We start from the raw sequence: 20,627 nt of genomic DNA on the forward strand, positions 1-20,627 counted from the left end.
CCTTCAAGGAGAACTCAGGCGCATCCCCGCGCACATCTGTCGCAATACCTAGGTTTGGTCGCGGGCGATGCGTGCGGCCTCGGAGCGGTTGCCGGCGCCCAGCTTCGCCAGTACGTGGGAGACGTGCAGACCGACCGTGCGCACGCTCAGCACCAGCTCGCTGGCGATCTCCTTGTTGGTGCGGCCCCATCCCAGCAGTTCCAGGACCTCGCGCTCGCGCGGCGTCAGCGTGCCGAGACGGGGTTTGTCCTCGTGCAGCAACGGAATGCGCTGCCGGCGTGCCGTCCTGGCGATCATCCTCGTCAGCGGCAGTGCGCCGAGACGGTGCGCGGCCCGGTCGGCGTGGCGCAGCGCTTCCGGTTCGCCGCAACGGGTTCGCGCGTACGCGGCCTGGTACGGCATCTTCAGCCGGTCCCACTCGGCGGCGATCTCGCGCCACGAGTCCCGCCCGGCCTCCGCGAAGGCGACCCGGCGCCACACCTCGTCCTCCTGGCCGCGCGGCACGGGCAGGCGGGCCAGCAGTTCCTGTTCCGTCGCTCGCGGATCGTCGAGTCTGGTCACCCTGCCGGCCGCGGTCTGGAGGTCGTGTGCGGCGCCGAGACCTTCCGCGCACAGTCGCAGCACCTCGCCGTGGGTCAGCGCCTCCGGCGGGTCGTCAACGGCTTCCCTGCACAGTTCGACGGCGGCGCGGTGCTGCCCCTTCGCCCTGGCCGCGACTGCCCTGGTGTGGGCGCACTGGGCGGCGAACAGGGCGTCCGGCCCGTCGAAGGTCTTCTCGGCCTCCTCGATCAGGTCGTCCGGGTCCCTGCCGCGCAACGCCGCGGCTTCCGCCTTGCACAGCAGGATTCGCGCGGCCTTGTTGCCGGGGACGGCGTCCGGGACGTCGAGCGCGTCGAGCTCCCGCCACCGTCCGAGCGCGAGCAGGCTGGTCGCGAGGTTGTAGCGGATCACCGCGCTGAACGTCGGCGCGAGACCTTGGATCCTCAGCCGTGTCAACGCTTCCTTGCCGATGCGCGCGCTGCGTTCGTGTCGCCCTGCACTGCCGAGCACGTACGTCAGGTTCCCCACGGCTCTGGTGAGCTCACGGATGGAACCGCTGCGATGCGCGGCCGTGCGCGCGTCTTCCAGCGTCGCGATGCCACGGTCCACATCGCCGAGGAACGCCTCACACACACCTCGCACGCTCAACGCATACGCACGAACGGCGTCGTCGTCCGTCTCGATCGACTCGAGCTGCCGCACCGCCCGCGCGTGCTCGCCCTCCGACATGAGCCAGCTGGCCTCGGCGACGGCGATGCGCGCGACCATCGGCCCTTCGGCCAGTCCCTTGGCCTCCAGGAGGGTTTCGAACGCGGCGGCCCGGTCGCCCAGCACGAACTGGCAGTCCCACAACAGGTACAGCAGCTCGCACCGGTCGTCCGTGGTCGCGAGTGCCTTGCGCAGCTCCGAAGCAGCGTCCTGCGGCCTGCCCTCCCACCGCAACGCCTGCGCTCGTTCCAGCGCTTCCCGCACGTTCCGTTAGGAGGCACGGCGCGTGCGTCAGATACGGCCCTTGCGCCCGATGCTCGCGTACGCGCCCGGCACCATGCACGGCGCTTCGATCGACAAGCCCTCCATGAGCTGCTCGACGGGCGCCGGATGCGACACGACGAGGAACCCGCCGGCGGGCAACGCGTGCCGGTAGCGGCGCACGACCCGGCCCGGCCCGGTGGCGTCGTCGACGTACCTCAGGACGTCGACCATCAGCACCGCGTACGGCTCGCGCAGGTCGAGGTGGGACAGCACGCCCGGATGCCGCAGCACCTGCTCGGGCCGGCGCAGGTCGGCCTCCACCGCGCACGTCCGCGGCTCACCGCGCAGCAGCCCGCGCGCGAACGCCACCGTGACCGGGTCGCAGTCGACGTAGACGACACGGGCGTCGGGCAGCGTCTGGTGCGTGGCACCGCACGTCGGGATGCCCGAGCCGAGGTCGAGGAACTGGCGCACGCCCGCCGCCCAGCAGTGGCGGACGGCGTGGCGCAGGAACGTCCGCTGCGCCCGCGCCACGAGCGGCAGCTCCGGGTCGATCCGGACGGCCTGCTTGGCGAACGCCCGGTCGGCGGCGTAGTTGTGCGCGCCGCCCAGATAGAAGTCGTGGATCCGTGCGGCGTTCGGCCGACGTACGTCGACCTCGTAGCGTGCGAAGGCGGGGACCGCAGCCATTCGCAGAGCGTAACTGGCGCCTAGACCATTCGGGCGAAGTTTTGGGAAGATTCTTTGGGTCCGTCTGAGCTGGACCGTGGTGCGGGAGGGCCCGGTCCACCCCACTGAGACCGGGCCACGTAGCGCGTACGGGGATCGAACCCGTGTTTCCGGATTGAGAATCCGACGTCCTGACCACTAGACGAACACGCCGAGAACGAGCATTGAGACACAAATGCTCGCAGAAGAGAGAAGAAAGTGAACTAGCAGGTCACAGCTTTGAGGGCGCTCCGGCCCATTCCTCTGCAGCAATCATGGAACAATGATGACGGGCACTGCGGGAGTCGCGCAAAGGAATTAATCGAGCCACATCAGCGCGAACCACAGGGAAGCCCTCGCGTCGGCCGAACCAAGATCACGACTGAGCAGTCGTTCGGCGTGCGAGATTCGGTGCCGAACGCTGTTGCGGTGCACGCCGAGCACCGTCGCGGCCCGGTCCCAGCTGCCGTGCTGCCCCAGCCAGACCCGCACCGTCTCGACCAGCTCGGGGCGTCCGAGTAGCCCGGCGAGCTCGCGGCGGGCGAACGCGCGGGCGGCGACGGGATCCACGAGGGCGGCGAGTTCGGTCGCGGGGAAGGCGGGTTCGCCGGTGGCGAGGGCACGCCGCAGCAGCACCAGGGCTTCGGCCGCGGCGCTGTCGACCGCGGACTCGGGTACCGCCGACGAGACCCCGACCGGCCCGGACACCTCGACCCCCGCGGGCACCAGCGCCAGAAACCCGTCCCCCTCCTTCGACACCAGCGGCCCGTACCGCTGCGCCAGCACGTCGTAGTCCGCCCGCGACCGTCCCGCCACCACCCGGTACGGCCCCGGCCCCAGCACACCGCCCACCCCGGACACCTGCGACCGCAGCAATGCCGACGCCGCGAGCCGTGCGATCTGCCCGCGTTCGCTCTCCACGTCGCGCCGCAGCAGCCCGAGCAACGCGAGCGCGACCGCGACGACGGCCCGTTCGGCGGCCGACAACGGCGCCGGTCGCCGCACCACGAGGACCGCGGCCTCGACCGGATCGAGCGTCACGTGGTCTTCACCCACCTGGGCGGAAGCCGAACGAGGTCCCGACCCGGACGCCACCCGGCCCACGAGCGGGGCGACGTCCTCGGGTGCCGCCGCCTGGTCCACCAGGTCGGCGCGGCAGTTCAGCACCACCGCCAGCGTCGTCAGCACCGACTCGACGGGACGGACGCGGGTGGCGGCGCGGGTCAGGGCGCGCTGGCTGTCGGCGAGCATGCGCTGCTCCCGCACGGCGATCTCCGCGAGCAGTGCGCCGAGGGCCTGCGACACCGCGAGGAACGGCGTCGACGGCGGCACCTCCAGCAGCGGCATCCCCTGTGCCGCACAGGCTTCCACCAGCGACGACGGCACCGTCGGGAACTCCGGCTCCACCCCGAACCCGATCGCCGAGACACCCCTGGACATCAGTCCGGCGACGTAGGAGGGCACGTCGGCGGGGAACCGCACGCCGGCCGTGAGCAGCAGCTCCTCGCCGACCAGGTACGGCGTCGGGTCCTCCAGTTCGGACACGTGCGCCCAGCGGATCGGCCGGTCCAGCGCGTCGGCTCCACACAGGACGGTCAGCCCGAGATCGACTCGCGCGACGAGATCCCTCAGTGGGACGGTTTGCACAACCATGGCCCGCTGATTGTGCAGAACGACCACTTACCAGCGCCAGTGCGCGTTCCTACTGTGACCTGCAACCCAAGGAGGTCGCACAGTGGCTCTCGACTACGCGGTGATCGCCGCCTACGTGCTCGGCATGATCGGCATGGGCTGGTGGGGCATGCGCCGCGCCACCAGCAAGAGCGAGTACCTGGTCGCCGGACGCAGGCTCGGGTTCGGCATGTACTCCGGCACCATGTCGGCCGTGGTGCTCGGCGGCGCGTCGACCATCGGCGGTGTCGGGCTCGGCTACAAGTTCGGCATCTCCGGCGCCTGGATGGTGTTCGCGATCGGCCTCGGCATCCTGCTGCTGAGCGCGTTGTTCGCGCGCAGGATCGTGCGGCTCAAGGTCTACACCGTCTCGCAGATGCTCGACCTGCGCTACGGCGGCAACTCCAGCACGATCTCCGGCCTGGTGATGGCCGCGTACACCCTGATGCTGACGGTCACGTCCACGATCGCCTACTCGACCATCTTCAACGTCCTCTTCGGACTGCCGAAGAGCGTCGGCGTGATCATCGGCGGCAGCATCGTCGTGCTGTACAGCGTTCTCGGCGGCATGTGGTCGATCACGCTCACGGACATCGTGCAGTTCATCGTGAAGACCGTCGGCATCCTGTTCCTGCTGCTGCCGATCAGCCTGGCCACGGCGGGCGGGTTCGACGGCATCCAGCAGCGCCTGAACGACCCGGCGCTCTTCGAGGTCGGCAACATCGGCGTCGACACGATCGTCACCTACCTGCTGATCTACGTGTTCGGCCTGCTGATCGGCCAGGACATCTGGCAGCGGGTGTTCACCGCCAAGTCGCCGAAGGTCGCCACCTGGGGCGGCATCACGTCTGGTGTCTACTGCCTCGTCTACGCCGTCGCCGGTGCGCTCATCGGTCTCGCGGGCAAGGCGCTGTACCCGAACATCGCGAACAAGGACGAGGCCTTCGCGACGATCGTGGAGAACCTGCTGCCGACGGGTGTGCGCGGCCTCGTGCTCGCCGCCGCGCTGGCCGCGATGATGTCCACCTCGTCCGGCGCCCTCATCGCCTGCGCCACGGTGGCGTCCAACGACATCTGGCGCCGCAGGACCGATTCCGACGTGCACAACAACCGGATGTTCACGCTCGTGATCGGTGTCGTCGCGATCGCCATCGCGGTGGCGTTGAACGACGTCGTGGCCGCGTTGACCGTCGCCTACAACATCCTCGTCGGCGGCCTGCTGGTCGCGATCATCGGTGGCCTCGTGTGGAAGCGCGGCACCCGGCTCGGCGCGATGGTGTCGATGGCGGTCGGGTCGCTGACCGCGATCGGGTTCATGGTGTTCGTGGACGTGTACGCCAACGAAGCCATCTACTACAGCCTCGGCGCGTCCCTCGTGACGTACGTGGCGGTCAGCCTGGCGACGCCCGCCACGTCACCCGAGGTGCTGGCGAACTGGGACCGCAGGGTGGCAGGGGAATCCAGCGAAGAGGAACTGGTGAGCGCATGATCGGCCCCGTCGACTCCTCGCAGGTCCCGCGCTACGCGGGCCCGGCGACCTTCGCCCGGCTGCCGCGCCTCGACCAGGTGGCGCACGCGGACGTCGCGGTCGTGGGAGTCCCGTTCGACACCGGCGTCTCGTACCGGCCGGGCGCGCGGTTCGCGCCCTCGGCCGTGCGGGAGGCGTCCCGGCTGCTGCGTCCCTACCACCCCGGTCTGGACGTGTCGCCGTTCGAACGCGTGCAGGTCGCGGACGGCGGGGACGTCGCGGTCAACCCGTTCCACATCGGCGAGGCCATCGAGACGATCGAGGGTGCGGCGTCGGAGCTGCAGGCCGAGGGCACGCGGCTCGTCACGATCGGCGGTGACCACACGATCGCGCTGCCGTTGCTGCGGGCGGTCTCGCGGATCCACGGACCGGTGGCGCTGCTGCACTTCGACGCGCACCTCGACACGTGGGACACGTACTTCGGCGAGCCGTACACGCACGGCACCCCGTTCCGGCGCGCGGTCGAGGACGGCATCCTGGACACGGAGGCCATCTCGCACGTCGGCACGCGAGGTCCGTTGTACGGCAAGAAAGATCTCGAGGACGACCGGCGGCTCGGGTTCGGCATCGTGACGTCGTCGGACGTGATGCGGCGGGGCGTGGACGAGACGGTGGACGCGTTGCGGCAGCGGATCGGCGACCGGCCACTGTACGTGTCGATCGACATCGACGTTCTGGACCCCGCGCACGCTCCCGGCACCGGAACGCCCGAGGCGGGCGGGATGACCTCGCGCGAGCTGCTGGAGATCCTGCGGGGGTTGCGGGGGCTGAACCTGGTCGGCGCGGACGTGGTCGAGGTGGCACCGGCGTACGACCACGCGGACATCACGTCGGTCGCGGCCTCGCACGTGGCGTACGACCTGGTGAGCTTGATGGCTCTGAAGGAGGGCGTGTGACTCGCAACGGTGGCGACGTCGTCGTCGAGACGTTGGAAGCCCTTGGCGCGCACACCGTGTTCGGCATTCCCGGCCAGCACGCGCTGGGGCTCTTCGACGCGCTTCGCCGGTCGGACCTGAGGTACGTCGGGTCGCGGACCGAGGTGAACGCCGCGTTCGCCGCGGACGGCCACGCGCGGATCACCGGTTCCGCGACTCCGTTGCTGGTGTCGACCGGGCCCGGCGCGTTGCAGACGCTGGCGGGGTTGCAGGAGTCGGCCGCGGCTTCCGCGCCGGTGCTGGGGATCTCGTCGCAGATCCCGTCGGCCGGGCTCGGTGGCGTGCGCGGTGGGTACCTGCACGAGCTGACCGATCAGCTGGCGTCGTTCCGGGACGTCGTGAAGCACGCGCGGGTGGTGCGGCACGCGTCGCAGATCCCGTCCGCGCTGGCCGAGGCGTGGGAGATCGCGCTGACCGCGCCGTTCGGGCCGGTGTGGGTGGAGATCCCGCAGGACGTGCTGCTCGGGCCGGCCGGTGTTCCGCCGGTGACCTCGGTGTCGTGGTCGGTGCGCGAGCTGCACCCGCGGGTGGAGCTGGTCGAGGAGGCCGTCCGGTTGCTGGACGGCGCTTCCCGGCCCGTGATCCTGGCCGGCGGTGGTGCTTTGAGGGCTTCCGACGAACTGCGGGAGCTGGCGGAGAAGCTGCGGGCGCCGGTCGTGACCACGTTCGGCGGCAAGGGGAACTTCGGCTGGGACCACCCGCTGTCCGCGCAGTCGTGGCTGGAGGACTGGCACACCACGGAGTTCCTGGCCGACGCGGACGTGCTGCTGGTCGTCGGTTCGGGGCTCGGCGAGCTGTCGAGCAACTACCGGGCGTTCCGGCCGCGCGGTGCGGTGATCCAGGTCGAGGCCGATCTCGGCAAGCTGGAGTCCAACTACCCGGCCCTGGGCATTCACGCCGACGCGCGGCACGCGTTGCGCGCGTTGACCGCCGGGGTGACCGCTCGCGACGCGGACGGTGTCGCGGAAGAACGCGTGAAAGCGTTGCTGGGCAAGGTCCGCGAACGGCTGGCGGCGCAGGAGCTCGACCTGGAGCAGCAGGTTCTCGGCGCGCTGCGGTCGGCGGTTCCGGACGGCACACCGACCTGCTGGGACATGACGATCCTGGCGTACTGGGCCTGGTCGGCGTGGGATCCGCGCGGTGGCGCGCAGTTCTCCGCCCAGGGCGCGGGCGGTCTCGGCTACGGCTTCCCCGCCGCACTGGGCGTCGCGGCCGCCGTCGACGGACCGGTGCTCGCGGTGTCCGGTGACGGCGGCGCGATGTACGGCATCTCCGAGCTCGCCACGGCGGCTCAGCACGGTTCGCGGGTGGTGTGGCTGATCGTCGACGACGGCGGCTACGGCATCCTGCGCGAGTACATGACCGACGCGTTCGGCCAGGCCACCGCCACCGAGCTGGCGCGGCCGGACTTCGTGGCGCTCGCCGAGGCGTTCGGGGTGCCCGCCACCCGCAGCACGCCCGAGTCGCTGCGTGAAGACCTCGCCGAGGCCTTCGCCGGGGACGGACCGCACGTGGTCGTGCTTCCCGCCGTGTTGCGCATGTTCGCCCCCACGCACCTGGAGCACACGTGATCGTCGCGAACTTCATCAACGCCAAGTCTATTTCCGCTGGTGAAACCTCGCCGTTGGTCGATCCGGCGACCGGTGAGGAGTTCGGTCGCGCCGTCGTCTCCCGGACAGCAGAGGTCGACGCCGCGGTGCGCGCGGCCGAGGCCGCCTTCCCCGCGTGGTCCCGCACGACTCCCGGCGAACGCCAGCTGGCGTTGCTGAAGCTGGCCGATCTGCTGGAGGCCAACGCTTCGGAGATCGCCGACGCGGAGATCCGCGAGACCGGCAAGATCGCATCGGTCGTGTTCGGCGAGGAGATTCCGCAGTGCGTGGACCAGCTCCGGTTCTTCGCCGGTGCCGCCCGCGCGCTGGGCGCCGCCGCCGCGAGCGAGTACATCGCGGGCCACACGTCATACCAGCGTCGTGAGGCCGTCGGCGTGATCGCGCAGATCACGCCGTGGAACTACCCGCTGATGATGGCGGTGTGGAAGATCGCCCCGGCACTGGCGGCGGGCAACACCGTGGTGCTGAAGCCAGCCGACACCACGCCGTCGTCGTCCGTGCTGCTGGCGTCGCTCGCGGCCGAGGTCCTGCCGGCGGGCGTGTTCAACGTCGTGCTGGGCGACCGCGACACCGGCCGCCTGCTGGTGGAACACCCGGTTCCCGCCATGGTCTCGCTGACGGGCTCCACCCGTGCCGGTGTCGAGGTGGCCCGCAGCGCCGCCGCGACCGTGAAGCGCACGCACCTAGAACTCGGCGGCAACGCGCCGGTCCTGGTGTTCGACGACGTCGACGTGGCCGCGGCGGCGGAGGGCGTCGTCGGCGCCGCCTTCTACAACGCGGGCCAGGACTGCACGGCGGCCTCTCGCGTGCTCGTGCACTCGGCGGTGCACGACGAGTTCGTCGCGGCACTGGCGAAAGCGGCGTCCGCACAGGTGCCCGGCACGGACTTCGGCCCGCTGAACAGCCAGGCCCAGCTCGACCGCGTCCTCGGCCTGCTCGCGCGCTCCACCGCAACAGTCCACTGTGGAGGAAGGCAGCACGGGACTGCGGGTTTCTTCCTGGAGCCCACCGTGATCTCCGGGGTCGGGCAGGACGACGAGCTGGTCCAGGAGGAGGCGTTCGCGCCCGTGATCACCGTGCAGTCGTTCGCGGACGACGACGAGGCCGTCGCGCTGGCCAACGGTGTGCCGCAGGGGCTCGCGTCCTCGATCTGGACCCGTGACACGGGCCGGGTCGCGTCGCTGAGCGCCCGGCTCGACTTCGGCATCGTGTGGGTCAACACGCACGGGCTCGTGGCGTCCGAGATGCCGCACGGCGGGTTCGGCGCTTCCGGCTACGGCAAGGACCTGTCGCTGCACGGCCTGGAGGACTACACGCGCGTGAAGCACGTGATGATCGCGCACTACTGAGGTTGAACGTTCAGGGTGATGCGACGGACCGGTAGCCGGGACGACCGGACCGTTCCTGACCGTCCAACCTCAGTGGTGATCTGCACTTGAAGCTCGCGGTGTGCGCGGTGGACCGTCAGAGCTCGAACACCAGCCGTGCGGGCACTCGACCGTTGAGCACGTCGTCGAAGGACTCGTTGACCTCGTCCAGTGCGCGTGTCTGCGTGATCACCCTGGTGCGACCGGCCGCGTGCAGGGCGAACACCTCGGCGAGATCCGCGCGGGTACCCACGATCGAGCCGATGACCGAGATGCCGCCGAGCACGGTCTCGAAGATCGGGACCGTGATCGCGGCGTCGTCCGCGGGCAGCGCCACCATCACCAGCCGGCCGCCGCGGCGAAGTGACTGGAACGCCTGGGCGAACGGCTTCGGCGACGCCGCCAGCACCACGGCCACGTCGGCGCCGCCGACCTCGCGGATCGCCTCGACCGGGTCGGTCTCCGCCGCGTTCACCAGGTGGTCCGCGCCGAGTTCCGCGGCGAGGTCGAGCTTGCTCTGTTCGACGTCGACGGCGGTCACGAGGCCTCCGACGAGTCTCGCGTACTGCACCGCCATGTGCCCGAGGCCACCGATGCCGAACACCGCGACGCGCTCCGCGGGCACCACCCTCGCCACCTTGATGGCCTTGTAGGTGGTCACCCCCGCGCACGTCAGCGGCGCCGCGTCCACCGAGGACACCGCGTCCGGGACCTCCACGACGCCGCGGGCGTGCGCGAGGGCGTATTCGGCGTAGGCACCGTCGACGGAGTACCCGCTGTTGATCTGGCTCTCGCACAGCGTCTCCCAGCCGGACACGCAGTACCGGCAGTCCCCGCAGGCCGAACCGAGCCACGGAATGGCGACCCTCTTGCCCACCCAGTCGTCCCCGACACCGGCGCCGACGCTCTCGACGCGACCGATTCCCTCGTGACCGGGGATGAACGGGGGCTGCGGCTTGACCGGCCAGTCCCCGTGCGCCGCGTGGATGTCGGTGTGGCAGAGCCCTGACGTCTCGATCCGCACCAGCAGCTGGCCGGGACCGGGCTGGGGAATCGGCAACTCCTGGATCTCCAACGGCTTGCCGAAGGTGGTGACGACCGCTGCTTTCACCGCGGTTTCCTTTCCTCGAAGGGAAGTTCACGTTAGGCACGCGGAGGCTGCGAAGACGCTGCAACCGGCCGCGGTCGAGCGGGTTCGTCCACCAGGCCGCGGGCACGCGCCGCCGCGGCCCCGTGCGCGGCGGAGCCTCGCGGCAGCTGCGTGGCGAGGGCCTGCCACGCGGTGACGTCGGCGGCGCCCCAGCCGGCGCTCACCCAACGGCGCAACAGCCCCGCGTCGCCACTGGCCAGCACGGCACCGCGCAGCTGCTGCTCGAGCGCCGTGCGATGGTCCCGGACGAACGGAGCCTCCGACGAGGGCAGCAGAGGTCCGTCGTAGATCGCCATCGCGTCGTGCACGCTTCCCTCGGCCAGCAACGTGCTCATGACGGTGAAGTCCGCGCTCACCGGACGGCGCAGCGCGTAAGGACGTGAGTCGAGCAGCTCGTCACCGAGGACCGCCCGCAGTCGCGACATCTCGGCCCGCACGGTCGACATGCCGAGGTCCACTTCGGACAGATCGACGGCGAGGCGGCCCGCGGACCGGCCGCCCTGCGCCAGCGCGAGGACCACCAGGATCTCGCTGTGCCGCGGGCTGAGCGTCCGGACGTGTCCGTCGACCTCCAGCACGGCCTCGTCCCTGCCGAGTGCCCGGATCCGCACACCGGGCCGGGCCTTCCTCCCGCGGCCGATCAGCTCGGTCTCCGCGGCCCTGGCCGCCGCCCGCACCAGGGCCAGGGCGTAGGGGCTCGCGGCGCTCTCGTCACCGGTGATGTCCACGACACCGACGATCCGGCCGCTGCCGGGATCACGAATCGGTGCGGCGGAACACGACCACGGGTGCGCCACCTCGTTGTAGTGCTCGGCGGAGAAGACCTGCACCGGCTGCCGCAGGACGAGGGCGGTGCCCGGTGCGTTGGTGCCCGCCGAGGACTCCGACCAGCCCACTCCCTCGGCGAAGTTCATCCGCTCCGCCCGGTCGAGGGCACCGGTGCGCCCGCGGACCCACAGCAGCGTCCCGCCGGCGTCGCTGATCGCGAAGACGTGCCCGCAGTCGTCGGCCGGATCACGGAGCAACGCGTCGAACACCGGCAGCACCGGCGCCAGCGGATGCCGCGCGCGGTAGTCCGCCACCTCGTCGGCACCCATCCGCGCCGGAGGCAGCCGTCGGTCGTCACAACTCACGCGCGCCGTGGCGCACCGCCGCCACGAGCCGGCGATCATCGGGCGGACGAACGGGAGAACGGTCTTCGTGCACACGAACAGCTCGTGTGCCTTCCGCAGCGCCGACGTCGTGTCCACCCCTACATCCGACTCCTGGCGGGGCCCGTGCGCTCAGGGTCGAACGTCGCTCGCTGGATGACCGGAAGACCCTCTCGGCCACGGTGGAAGGCCGGGAAGTGACGGTCAGCCGAACCGTGACGCGCTCTTGACCTCAACTCAGGTTGAGCTCCTAGCGTCGATCGCATGTTCGCGATTCGGCAGTACGAGTTCGGTCCGGCGGAGAACCTGCGCTTCGAGGAGGTTCCCGACCCGGAACCCGCCGCCGGGCAGGTCCGCATCACCGTGGCGGCCGCCGGCGTCCACCTCGTCGACACCACGATCCGCAAGGGCGGGTTCGGGCCCGTCAACTTCCCGATGACGCCCGGACGTGAGGTCGCCGGCGTCGTCACGGCACTCGGCGGCGGCGTCGAGGCCGAGTGGCTGGGCCGCCGGGTCGTCGCGCACCTCGGCCAGGCCAACGGCGGTTACGCCGAGCTCGCCGTCGCGAACGTGGAGGCGTTGCACGCGCTGCCGGACGACGTGTCGTTCGAGGCCGCGGTCGCGATGATCGGCACCGGGCGGACCGTCGTGGCGGTCCTGGACACCGCGAAGCTCACCGCGGACGACGTCGTGCTCGTGACGTCGGCGGCGGGTGGCATGGGGGCGCTGTTCGTGCAGGAGGCGCGCAACGTCGGTGCGCGGGTGATCGGTCTCGCGAGCGGCGAGAAGCTCGACCACGTCGTGGACAACGGCGCGGACGCCGCCATCGACTACACCCGGCCGGGCTGGGCGTCCGGCCTCAAGGACATGACCGTCGTGCTCGACGCCGTCGGCGGTGAGGTCGGCGAAACAGCGTTGCGGACGCTCGGGCCCGGTGGGCGGCAGATCATCTACGGCTGGGCGTCCGGGGAGATGACGAAGATCAGCACGGAGGCGTTGTTCGCCAACAGCCTCACCGCGACCGTCGCGCTCGGGCCCGGCCTGCTGCGACGCGGGCTGCGGGTCCTGGAAGAGGAGTCGATGGCGGGCCTCGCGAGCGGGCGGTTCGTGCCGTCGATCAACCCGCCGTTCGCGCTCAGCGACGCAGCGAAGGCCCACGAGGCGCTCGAATCCCGTGCCACCGCGGGAAAAGTGGTGCTCAAGCCGTGAAGAAAGGGCCGCTTCCGCGCACGGAAGCGGCCCCTTCACCCCTCGGTCACGCCTGAACCGGCACCTCGACGAACTTCTTGCCCGCGAAGTTCTCGACCAGCACCGACTTGACGTCGTCCGGCGCCACCAGCGCGGCTCCGTCCAGGTTCGCACCCTCGGCGGCGCCCTTCTTGGACACCACCCAGGAACCGGCCTCCTGACGGCTGCCGTCCTTCGCCACGACGAAGATCCGGCACTTCTCGCCTTCGGGAATGCCGTTGACCGCGATGTTCGTCCGCACCCAGCCCGCCGCGGGGATGACCTTCACGGTCATCGACGCCTTGGTCACCGGGTCGGTGAACGTGGCGAGCTTGGTCCCGGCCGGATCCGGCGCCACCGTCGGTGTGGGAAGGGCCGTCACATCGGGTGACGTGGCCTTGCCGACGAAGACACCGGCGCCGAGCACCAGAGCGGCCACCACGGCCGCCGCGGCACCGAGAGCGAACTGACGACGCCGTGCGACGCCGCCTCGTTCGGCACGCACCTGGCGCAAGGTGCGCTGCAACAACAGATCGCCGCCCTCGGGCGGCCCGTCCAGCATCGCCTCCGGCGGCACCTCGCCGAGGTAGGCCTCCATCGCGCGGAGTTCCTCGAGCTCACGCGTGCAGTCGGGGCAGGACGCCAGGTGCTGGTCCATCTCGCGCACCTCCTGCTCGTCCATCGCTCCGAGAACGTAGGCACCGAGCAGCTGCGGGTCGTGCTGCGTGGTCATCCGGTCACCCCCTTCAGTGCGACCTGTTGACCGACGAACGTCTCCCTCAGGGCTCGCAACGCGTAATACGATCTTGATTTCACCGTGCCCGGTGGTACCCCGAGCGCTTCCGCCGCCTCCGTCACGCTGCGGCCGCGGAAGTAGATCTCCATGAGCACGTCCCGGTGGTCGCTCGACAACCGGTCCAGCGCCTCCAGCACCACCACCGAGTCGACGACCTGGTCGGCGTGGTCGCGCTCGATCGGTGGCGTCGCCGGTGACTCGGCCACCTCCTGAGGACGCGCGGCCTTCGCACGCACCCGGTCCGTGACGATGTTGCGCGCCACCGTGAGCAACCAGCCGCGCACCGATCCCTTGCCGTTCACGAGGGCGTCGGGATGGCGCCACGCTCGGACGAGGGTCTCCTGGACCACGTCCTCGGCAGCCGCCCGATCGCCGGTCAACCGCGTCGCGTACGCCAGCAGAGCCCGACCGTGCTCCTCGTAGAGCGATCGGATCAGCGCCTCGTCGGCCGCGGTCTCCCGTTTGCGGGAGAACAAAGCCGCCATCCACCCACTCCTCCCCGCCCGCGAAACCACCTGCGAGCGTCCTGTTCAAGACCTCAGCCGACACACGAGCAAAAGCGGGCTTCGGTTCAACGAGGTTTCGACGAAAAAAGATTGGAGGATGTTACTGCCGTCAGCGGGACCGGTTGAGCTGCCCGACCAGTTCGGCCATCAACGTCTCCGGCATCACGTTGATGAACATCGCGTGGTCGGTCGCCGGGTCGCGCATCTCCTCGGGGAAGCTGTCGATCGCGAACGGCCGGCCTGCGGGAACGTCGTAGCCGACGATGACGTGCAGGCGCGGGATCGGGAACGTCTTCGGCGGGCAGATGCCATCGGCCGACGGAAAAACCACGTGCGTGCGGTGGGACGCGCTGTCCGTGTTGTTGCCGTCCCAGCAGCTGCCGAACTCGAAGCTGCGCAACGTGGTGGCGCGCCCGCACAACGGATATTTCGTCGTGTAGCGACCCGGTTTGTCCGTGCAGCCCCACCGCGCGCGAACGTTCGGGCCGTAGTCGTTCGTGAACGCCGCCGGATCGCCGGTGATCATGCGCAGGAACCGCGGCATCGGCAGCACTGCGCTCACCGGGCTGCCCTCGTACCGGATCTCGACGCTCTTCGGTTGCAGCACCACGCCCGTGTTGCCGTGGACGCCGCCGCCTGGGGCGTGCGCGTCGTGGCCCGTGCCGTCGGTCAGGCGCAGCACCGGCCAGTAGTAGGTGGAGCGGTCGTTTTTCTCGCACGTCGTGGGCGCGGCCGCGAGAGAGTCGTTCGTCGAGTTCGCGTCTGCCGACTTGTTGCCCACGTACTCGTGTGTGTGGTGCGCGCCGAACGGGAGGCCCGGTGAGACGACCGGGTTGTCCGCGTTGAGGTGCCGTTCCTCGTTCGTGCCGCAGCGGATGACGAAGCTCGGCGTCACCGGATCGGTTCGCACCTGATCGAGCTCGCTGACGTACTGGTCGGCGCTGGACGTGCTGCCGCAGAGCACGACTACCGAGGCCACGAGCACGAGAACCGCGACCGCCGCGACTGCGAGCGTCAGCGGTTTGGTCTTGGCCACGGCTACAGCTTGCCAAGCGGGCCAGGCGGGCAACAGGTGGCACGTCTCAGTTCGAGCGTTCGAGGTTGCTGATCGGAGGGTCAGAATTCCACCGTCGAGTGGAAGGATGTCGTCAATGACCAACACCATTCCCCGCTTCCACCTGGCGGTGCCGGTCACCGACCTGGGGAAGGCCCGCGCGTTCTACGGAGGTGTGCTCGGCTGCCCGGAAGGCCGGTCGAGCGACCGCTGGATCGACTGGAACCTCTACGGCCACCAGTTCGTCACGCACCTGGTCGACGGGCCCGGCCCCGAGGTGGCGCACAACCCGGTCGACGGTCACGACGTGCCGGTGCCGCACTTCGGCGTGCTGCTCACCGAGGAGGCGTTCCTGCTGCTCGCGGACAAGCTGCAGGCGGCGGGCACGGAGTTCGTGATCGCGCCGTACCGGCGGTTCGCCGGGCAGCCCGGCGAGCAGTGGACGATGTTCTTCCGCGACCCGTCGGGGAACGCCATCGAGGTGAAGGCGTTCGCCGACGACTCACAGGTCTTCGCCACCTAGCTGGCCGTCACCAGCGGCCGGCGGTCGTGGTCGACCACGCTGACCCGGGCCACGTCCCCCGCCCGCACCATCGCGGACCCGGCCAGCGTCACCTCACCGTCGTGCGCCCTCCACGAGCCGGCGGTGAAGTTCCTCCCGTCCTTCGTGTGCACGACGAGCCAGCAGGCTTCCCCGTCCTGCATGCCGTCGACGGTGGCCACGAGTCTCAGGCCGCTCTCGGTGTCGGTGACCTGCACGGCCAGGTGGGCGCCGGCCGACGAGGTCCCCTGCAGCAGCGCGTCGGCGGTCTCGCCGACGCCCAGGCCCTGTCCCAGCCAGACGCCCCCGGCGAGCACGCCGGCGACCACGAAGGTCGACGTCACGGCCGTGATGCGCCCTCGGCGTCGCACGGCCTGATGTCTTTCCTCGCGAACCGTGCCCAGCGTGCGCAGGAGCAGGTGGTCCGCGTTCTGCGGAGGGCCGTTCAGCGCGGCCTCCGGTGGCAGTTCTTCCATCAGCATGGTGTCGATCTCGTTCAACTCGTTGGTGTCCAGGACGTTCGGTGCCATGCGCTGGCGGACGCGGCAATGGACACGGTCACGCGGAACGATGCACTCATTTTCCCCTTCTTCAGTCCCGCGCCAGTTGCGGTGACCGACACCCTCAAAACGAGCCTGCGAGGAAGTTGGTTCAACGCAGATACAACGACGTTGCTCAACCCACAGGAGACGGTTGACCTGGGCCTCCGACAGCTTCTAGGGTCTCGTATATGATGTATGACCGGGCGGAAGCGCCTCCCGCCTCTCGCACGGACTTCGTTCTGGAATCGATCAAAGAAGCGATTCTCAACGGAAAGCTGAAGCCCGGTCAGGCGCTCGTGGAAACAGATCTCGCGGCCGCGTTGAAGGTCTCGAAGACTCCGGTGCGCGAGGCGCTCAAGACGCTCGCCGGATCGGGGCTCGTCGTGATGAGCCCGTACAAGGGCGCCGCGGTCCGCACGGTCGACGCCGCCATGGCCGCCTCCGTCTACGACGTGCGCATGCTGATGGAGCCGGAGGCGTTGCGCCGCGCGATCGGGCTGGGCGCCTCCTTCGACGACGCCGCGCTGGCGCTGGAGGACGTCTCCGACCTGGCGCGGCGGTCCCTGGCCAACCGCCGCTTCCACCGCGCGCTGTACGCCGGGTGCGGCAACCCGTTGATGATCGAGATCCTGGACGGTCTGCGCGACCAGGCCGCGCTGATCACCGTCGCCGGGTGGGGCATCTGCCCGACCTGGGACGACGAGGCCGCCGAGCACCGCGCGATCCTCGCCGCCGCCGTGCGGGGCGAGGCCGGCCACGCCAGCGAACTACTCCGCCGCCACATCCAGACCTTCGCCGACCGAGTAGTTGAGGAGCTTCCCGATGGCGTTCGATGACCTCTCCGAACAGCTCGCGTCCGTCGTGGCGATCACCGTCACACCGTTCGACGCCGACGGCGCGATCGACGAGAAGAACTACGCCGCGGTCGTGGACCGGATGGTCGAGGGTGGCGTTTCGGTCGTGACGCCGAACGGCAACACGAGCGAGTTCTACACGTTGTCCGCTCTTGAGACCGAGCGCGCGCTTTCCATCACCGTGGACACCGTCGGCGATCGTGCCGCGATCATCGCCGGGGTCGGGCACGATCTCGCGAGTGCGGTGACCGCCGCGAAGTTCGCCGATCGCGCCGGTGCTCAGGGCGTCATGATCCACCAGCCCGTGCACCCGTACGTGTCGCTGGACGGGTGGGTCGACTACCACCGGGCGATCGCGTCCTCCGTGCCCGAGCTGAGCGTGATCCTGTACGTGCGGAACCCGCGGATCGGCGGCGCGCAGATCGCCGCGCTGGCGGACGCGTGCCCGAACGTGGTGGGCGTGAAGTACGCGGTGCCGGACCCGGTGCGGTTCGCGTCCGTCGCGCGCGATGCCGGGCTGGACCGGCTGACGTGGGTCGCGGGGCTGGCCGAGCTGTCGGCGCCGGGGTACTTCGCGGTCGGGGCGACGGGGTTCACGTCCGGGCTGGCGAACGTGGCGCCGCAACTGTCGGTGCAGTTCTTCCGCTGTCTTCAGGCCGGCGAGTTCGGTGCGGCGATGGAGATCTGGGAGTTCATCCGCGGGTTCGAGGAGCTGCGGGCGTTGAACGAGTCGGCGAACAACGTGTCGGTGGTGAAGGAAGCGTTGGCACAGCTCGGGTTGTGCCGGCGGGACGTGCGTCCGCCCGCTTCGGTTCTGTCGGAGGCCGACCGTTCTGCCGTTGGTGTGTTGCTGAACTCGTGGAGCCTGCTGTGACGTTGCGCAGCAGCGAGTGGTTCGACGGCGAGGGGTTGCGGGCGTTCTCGCACAACGCCCGGATGCGCCAGCTGGGCATGAACCCGTCCGAGCACCTCGGCAAGCCGGTCATCGCGATCCTCAACACGTGGAGCGGCATCAACCCGTGCCACATGCACCTGCGGGAGCGGGCCAAGCAGGTCGAGCGCGGTGTGTGGGAGGCCGGCGGTTATCCGTTGGAGTTCCCGGTTTCCACGTTGTCGGAGACGTACCAGAAGCCGACTCCCATGCTGTACCGGAACATGCTGTCGATGGAGACCGAGGAGATCCTGCGGTCGTACCCCGTCGACGGCTGCGTTCTGATGGGCGGCTGCGACAAGACCACGCCCGCGTTGCTGATGGGTGCCGCTTCCGCCGGTCTGCCCACGGTTTTCGTTCCCGCGGGACCGATGCTGCGGGGCAACTGGCGTGGCGAGAAGCTCGCGTCGGGCACGGACATGTGGCGGTACTGGGACGAGAAGCGCGCGGGGACGATCTCTTCTTCGGACTGGGCAGAGATCCAGTCCGGGCTGGCCCGCTCCCCCGGCACGTGCATGACGATGGGCACGGCGTCGACGATGACCGCCGCCGCCGAGGCGCTGGGACTCACTTTGCCCGGTGCGTCGTCGATTCCGGCGGTCGACTCGGCCCACCACCGGATGGCGGCGGCGTCCGGCCTGCGGATCGTCGAGATGGTGCGCGAAGGTCTGACGATCGGCGACGTGCTGTCCGCCGAGGCGTACGAGGACGCGATCCGGACCGTGCTGGCGCTGGGCGGCTCGACGAACTCGTACATCCACCTGATCGCGATGGCCGGGCGGTCGCAGATCCCGTTGTCGCTGGACGACTTCGACCGGTTGTCCCGCGAAGTCCCCGTGCTGGCCTCGGTTCAGCCCGCCGGATCGTTCCTGATGGAGGACTTCTACTACGCCGGCGGGCTGCGCGGATTGCTGTCGAGGTTGCGGGACTCGTTGCACCTCAAGCGGATCACGGTGACCGGGCGGACGTTCGGCGAGGACCTCGACGGCGCCGAGGTGTACGACTCGGCGGTGATCCGGACTCTGGACGACCCGATCTCGGCCGAGGGCGGACTGGCTGTGCTGCGCGGCAACCTGGCTCCTGACGGTGCGGTGATCAAGTACGTGGCGGCAGATCCGTCGTTGTGGCGGCACACCGGGCCCGCCGTGGTCTTCCACGGCTACAAGGACTTGCAGGCACGGATCAACTCACCTCTGCTGGAGGTGACTCGTGACTCGGTGATCGTGCTGGCCGGGGGCGGCCCCAAGGGCGGGCCCGGCATGCCGGAGTACGGGATGCTGCCGATCCCGGACAAGCTGCTTCGAGAGGGAGTCCGGGACATGGTGCGCGTGTCAGACGCGCGGATGAGCGGAACTTCTTACGGCGCTTGCGTTCTGCACGTGGCACCGGAGGCGCACGTCGGTGGGCCGTTGGCGCTCGTGCGTGACGGCGACCTGGTGACGTTGGACGTCGAGGCGCGCGTGTTGCGCGTGGAGATCTCCGACGAGGAGATGGAACGGCGTCGTGCCGTGTGGACCGCACCGCCGCCGAAGTTCGAACGCGGCTACGGTGCCTTGTACTACGAGCACATCACGCAGGCCAACGAGGGCTGCGACTTCGAGTTCCTGTCACGCCCGGGAGTGAACCCCGAACCCAACGCCCACTAGCGCCTCCCGCTGCCAGTCGTCCGTCCCGTTCAGCTGACTGCGCAGATACGCCGTGGTGAGCCGCTGCACGGTCGCGACCCGCTCGGGGCTCTCGTCCGTGGTCTCGGCGACGTCGTACCCGGAGACGCCGCCGAGCCCGTGCTCGCCGCCTTCGAGGATCAGCAGCTCCTTCGGGCCGGGCGACAGGTGGAACGGGTCGGTGTGCCACTCCGGGCCGTTGGTCGTGAGGTGCTCGGAGCCGTCCTTGTCGCCCGCCACGACGAGGGCCGGGGTCGTCATGGCACTGAAGTCCGAGGTCAGCATGAACGAGTAGTTCTCCTTGACGACGTCGGTCAACCCTTCGCCGCCGCCGGTGGAGCCGAGCAGCACGCCCGTCCTGATGCGTTCGTCCTTCAGGCTGGTCTTGTCGGTCGTCATGCCCAGCAGCAGGCTCGCGGTGTGCCCGCCCATCGAGTGGCCGGCGACCGCGATCTTCGTGCGGTCGAGCCGGCCCTGCAGCTGCGGCACGGCCTTCTCGATCTCGTCGAGGCGGTCGATGACGTGCGACATGTCCTCGGCGCGTTCCTTCCAGAACATCGGCGCGCCGGGGGTGTCCACGGGCAGGTTCAGGGTCCTGCTGCTCAGGTGCGTGGGCTGGAGGACGACGAAGCCCTGCTCGGCCCAGTGGTTCGCGAGCGGCGCGTAGCCGTTGAGCGAGGACAGGTGGTTCGAGTAGCCCTGCCCGTGGGACAGCAGGATGATCGGCAGCCCGCTTCCCTCGGTCGGCGCGGAGACCTTCAACTGCAGGTCAACGGGCCTGCCGGGGATTTCGAGCACGACAGGGCTCACCGTGAAGACGGTCATTGGTTCCCCTTCGAGTAGTCTGTCGCCTTAAGTGGAGCGATGTTCCGGAACGATA

Annotated in this window: 19 protein-coding genes and 1 tRNA gene; 9 read left to right on the plus strand and 11 right to left on the minus strand. The window is 69.8% G+C overall.

The window, feature by feature from the left end:
* Nucleotides 1-48: 48 nt before the first annotated feature.
* From AOM45_RS53195 to AOM45_RS38215, 4 genes are all read right to left on the minus strand, one after another.
* Complete coding sequence (locus tag AOM45_RS53195; RefSeq protein WP_030468943.1) at nt 49-1,512, minus strand: LuxR C-terminal-related transcriptional regulator; 1,464 nt, start codon at nt 1,510-1,512, stop codon at nt 49-51.
* Between the two features lie 27 nt (nt 1,513-1,539).
* Nucleotides 1,540-2,202, minus strand: a complete 663-nt coding sequence (locus AOM45_RS38205) for an SAM-dependent methyltransferase (RefSeq protein WP_051783858.1) — start codon at nt 2,200-2,202, stop codon at nt 1,540-1,542.
* Between the two features lie 120 nt (nt 2,203-2,322).
* Nucleotides 2,323-2,394 (minus strand) — tRNA-Glu (locus tag AOM45_RS38210).
* A 144-nt stretch (nt 2,395-2,538) separates the two neighbouring features.
* Nucleotides 2,539-3,873 carry a PucR family transcriptional regulator gene (locus AOM45_RS38215; protein ID WP_030468941.1) on the minus strand — a complete coding sequence of 445 codons (1,335 nt, stop codon included), beginning with the start codon at nt 3,871-3,873 and terminating at the stop codon, nt 2,539-2,541.
* 82 nt (nt 3,874-3,955) lie between these two features.
* Here AOM45_RS38215 and AOM45_RS38220 point away from each other — a divergent pair, with 82 nt between their 5' ends.
* From AOM45_RS38220 to AOM45_RS38235, 4 genes are read left to right on the plus strand one after another with little or no spacing between them, the layout of a single operon-like run.
* Nucleotides 3,956-5,380 (plus strand): sodium:solute symporter family protein, encoded by a 1,425-nt coding sequence (locus AOM45_RS38220; RefSeq protein ID WP_030468940.1) that lies wholly within the window; start codon nt 3,956-3,958, stop codon nt 5,378-5,380.
* Nucleotides 5,377-6,315 (plus strand): agmatinase, encoded by a 939-nt coding sequence (speB, locus tag AOM45_RS38225; protein WP_030468939.1) that lies wholly within the window; start codon nt 5,377-5,379, stop codon nt 6,313-6,315. The genes AOM45_RS38220 and speB overlap by 4 nt, the downstream gene beginning before the upstream one ends.
* Nucleotides 6,312-7,925 (plus strand): thiamine pyrophosphate-binding protein, encoded by a 1,614-nt coding sequence (locus AOM45_RS38230; RefSeq protein WP_030468938.1) that lies wholly within the window; start codon nt 6,312-6,314, stop codon nt 7,923-7,925. Before speB ends, AOM45_RS38230 begins: the two co-directional genes overlap by 4 nt.
* The gene (locus tag AOM45_RS38235; protein WP_030468937.1) at nt 7,922-9,313 is read left to right on the plus strand and encodes an aminobutyraldehyde dehydrogenase; all 1,392 of its coding nucleotides are present in this window, start codon (nt 7,922-7,924) and stop codon (nt 9,311-9,313) included. Before AOM45_RS38230 ends, AOM45_RS38235 begins: the two co-directional genes overlap by 4 nt.
* Before the next feature lie 115 nt (nt 9,314-9,428).
* On the opposite strand, the gene AOM45_RS38240 is transcribed toward AOM45_RS38235, so the two are convergent.
* Both AOM45_RS38240 and AOM45_RS38245 read right to left on the minus strand, forming a co-directional pair.
* Nucleotides 9,429-10,442 (minus strand): zinc-dependent alcohol dehydrogenase, encoded by a 1,014-nt coding sequence (locus AOM45_RS38240; protein WP_030468936.1) that lies wholly within the window; start codon nt 10,440-10,442, stop codon nt 9,429-9,431.
* Nucleotides 10,443-10,474: 32 nt separating this feature from the next.
* On the minus strand, nt 10,475-11,731 hold the full coding sequence (locus AOM45_RS38245) for a GAF domain-containing protein (RefSeq protein WP_051783857.1): 1,257 nt from the start codon (nt 11,729-11,731) through the stop codon (nt 10,475-10,477).
* Between the two features lie 165 nt (nt 11,732-11,896).
* Between AOM45_RS38245 and AOM45_RS38250 the strand changes: the two genes are divergently transcribed.
* Nucleotides 11,897-12,841, plus strand: a complete 945-nt coding sequence (locus AOM45_RS38250) for a zinc-binding dehydrogenase (RefSeq protein ID WP_030468934.1) — start codon at nt 11,897-11,899, stop codon at nt 12,839-12,841.
* A gap of 46 nt (nt 12,842-12,887) precedes the next feature.
* On the opposite strand, the gene AOM45_RS38255 is transcribed toward AOM45_RS38250, so the two are convergent.
* The 3 genes from AOM45_RS38255 to AOM45_RS38265 form a co-directional block, all read right to left on the minus strand.
* Entirely contained in the window at nt 12,888-13,592 is a 705-nt protein-coding gene (locus AOM45_RS38255; protein ID WP_030468933.1) for an anti-sigma factor family protein, read from the minus strand.
* A complete protein-coding gene (locus tag AOM45_RS38260) occupies nt 13,589-14,140 on the minus strand; it encodes a sigma-70 family RNA polymerase sigma factor (protein ID WP_030468932.1) in 552 nt (183 codons plus the stop codon). Before AOM45_RS38260 ends, AOM45_RS38255 begins: the two co-directional genes overlap by 4 nt.
* Before the next feature lie 130 nt (nt 14,141-14,270).
* Complete coding sequence (locus AOM45_RS38265) at nt 14,271-15,197, minus strand: DUF1996 domain-containing protein (protein ID WP_236703979.1); 927 nt, start codon at nt 15,195-15,197, stop codon at nt 14,271-14,273.
* A 115-nt stretch (nt 15,198-15,312) separates the two neighbouring features.
* Here AOM45_RS38265 and AOM45_RS38270 point away from each other — a divergent pair, with 115 nt between their 5' ends.
* Nucleotides 15,313-15,738 carry a VOC family protein gene (locus AOM45_RS38270; RefSeq protein WP_372497469.1) on the plus strand — a complete coding sequence of 142 codons (426 nt, stop codon included), beginning with the start codon at nt 15,313-15,315 and terminating at the stop codon, nt 15,736-15,738.
* Here the strand turns inward: AOM45_RS38270 and AOM45_RS38275 are convergent.
* Complete coding sequence (locus tag AOM45_RS38275; protein ID WP_051783855.1) at nt 15,735-16,286, minus strand: hypothetical protein; 552 nt, start codon at nt 16,284-16,286, stop codon at nt 15,735-15,737. The genes AOM45_RS38270 and AOM45_RS38275 overlap by 4 nt on opposite strands.
* Nucleotides 16,287-16,486: 200 nt before the next feature.
* On the opposite strand from AOM45_RS38275, the gene AOM45_RS38280 reads away from it, so the two are divergent.
* From AOM45_RS38280 to araD, 3 genes are read left to right on the plus strand one after another with little or no spacing between them, the layout of a single operon-like run.
* Nucleotides 16,487-17,134 carry a GntR family transcriptional regulator gene (locus AOM45_RS38280; protein ID WP_236703980.1) on the plus strand — a complete coding sequence of 216 codons (648 nt, stop codon included), beginning with the start codon at nt 16,487-16,489 and terminating at the stop codon, nt 17,132-17,134.
* The gene (locus tag AOM45_RS38285) at nt 17,121-18,026 is read left to right on the plus strand and encodes a dihydrodipicolinate synthase family protein (RefSeq protein ID WP_030468927.1); all 906 of its coding nucleotides are present in this window, start codon (nt 17,121-17,123) and stop codon (nt 18,024-18,026) included. Before AOM45_RS38280 ends, AOM45_RS38285 begins: the two co-directional genes overlap by 14 nt.
* Nucleotides 18,023-19,729: an L-arabinonate dehydratase gene (araD, locus tag AOM45_RS38290; RefSeq protein ID WP_201780153.1), complete on the plus strand. Its 1,707-nt coding sequence runs from the start codon at nt 18,023-18,025 to the stop codon at nt 19,727-19,729. Before AOM45_RS38285 ends, araD begins: the two co-directional genes overlap by 4 nt.
* Here the strand turns inward: araD and AOM45_RS38295 are convergent.
* A complete protein-coding gene (locus AOM45_RS38295) occupies nt 19,691-20,572 on the minus strand; it encodes an alpha/beta hydrolase family protein (RefSeq protein WP_051783853.1) in 882 nt (293 codons plus the stop codon). The two genes, araD and AOM45_RS38295, sit on opposite strands and share 39 nt — an antisense overlap.
* Nucleotides 20,573-20,627 lie beyond the last annotated feature (55 nt).

It is taken from the genome of Lentzea aerocolonigenes (assembly GCF_000974445.1).
In the GTDB taxonomy this organism is placed as follows: Bacteria; Actinomycetota; Actinomycetes; order Mycobacteriales; family Pseudonocardiaceae; genus Lentzea; species Lentzea aerocolonigenes.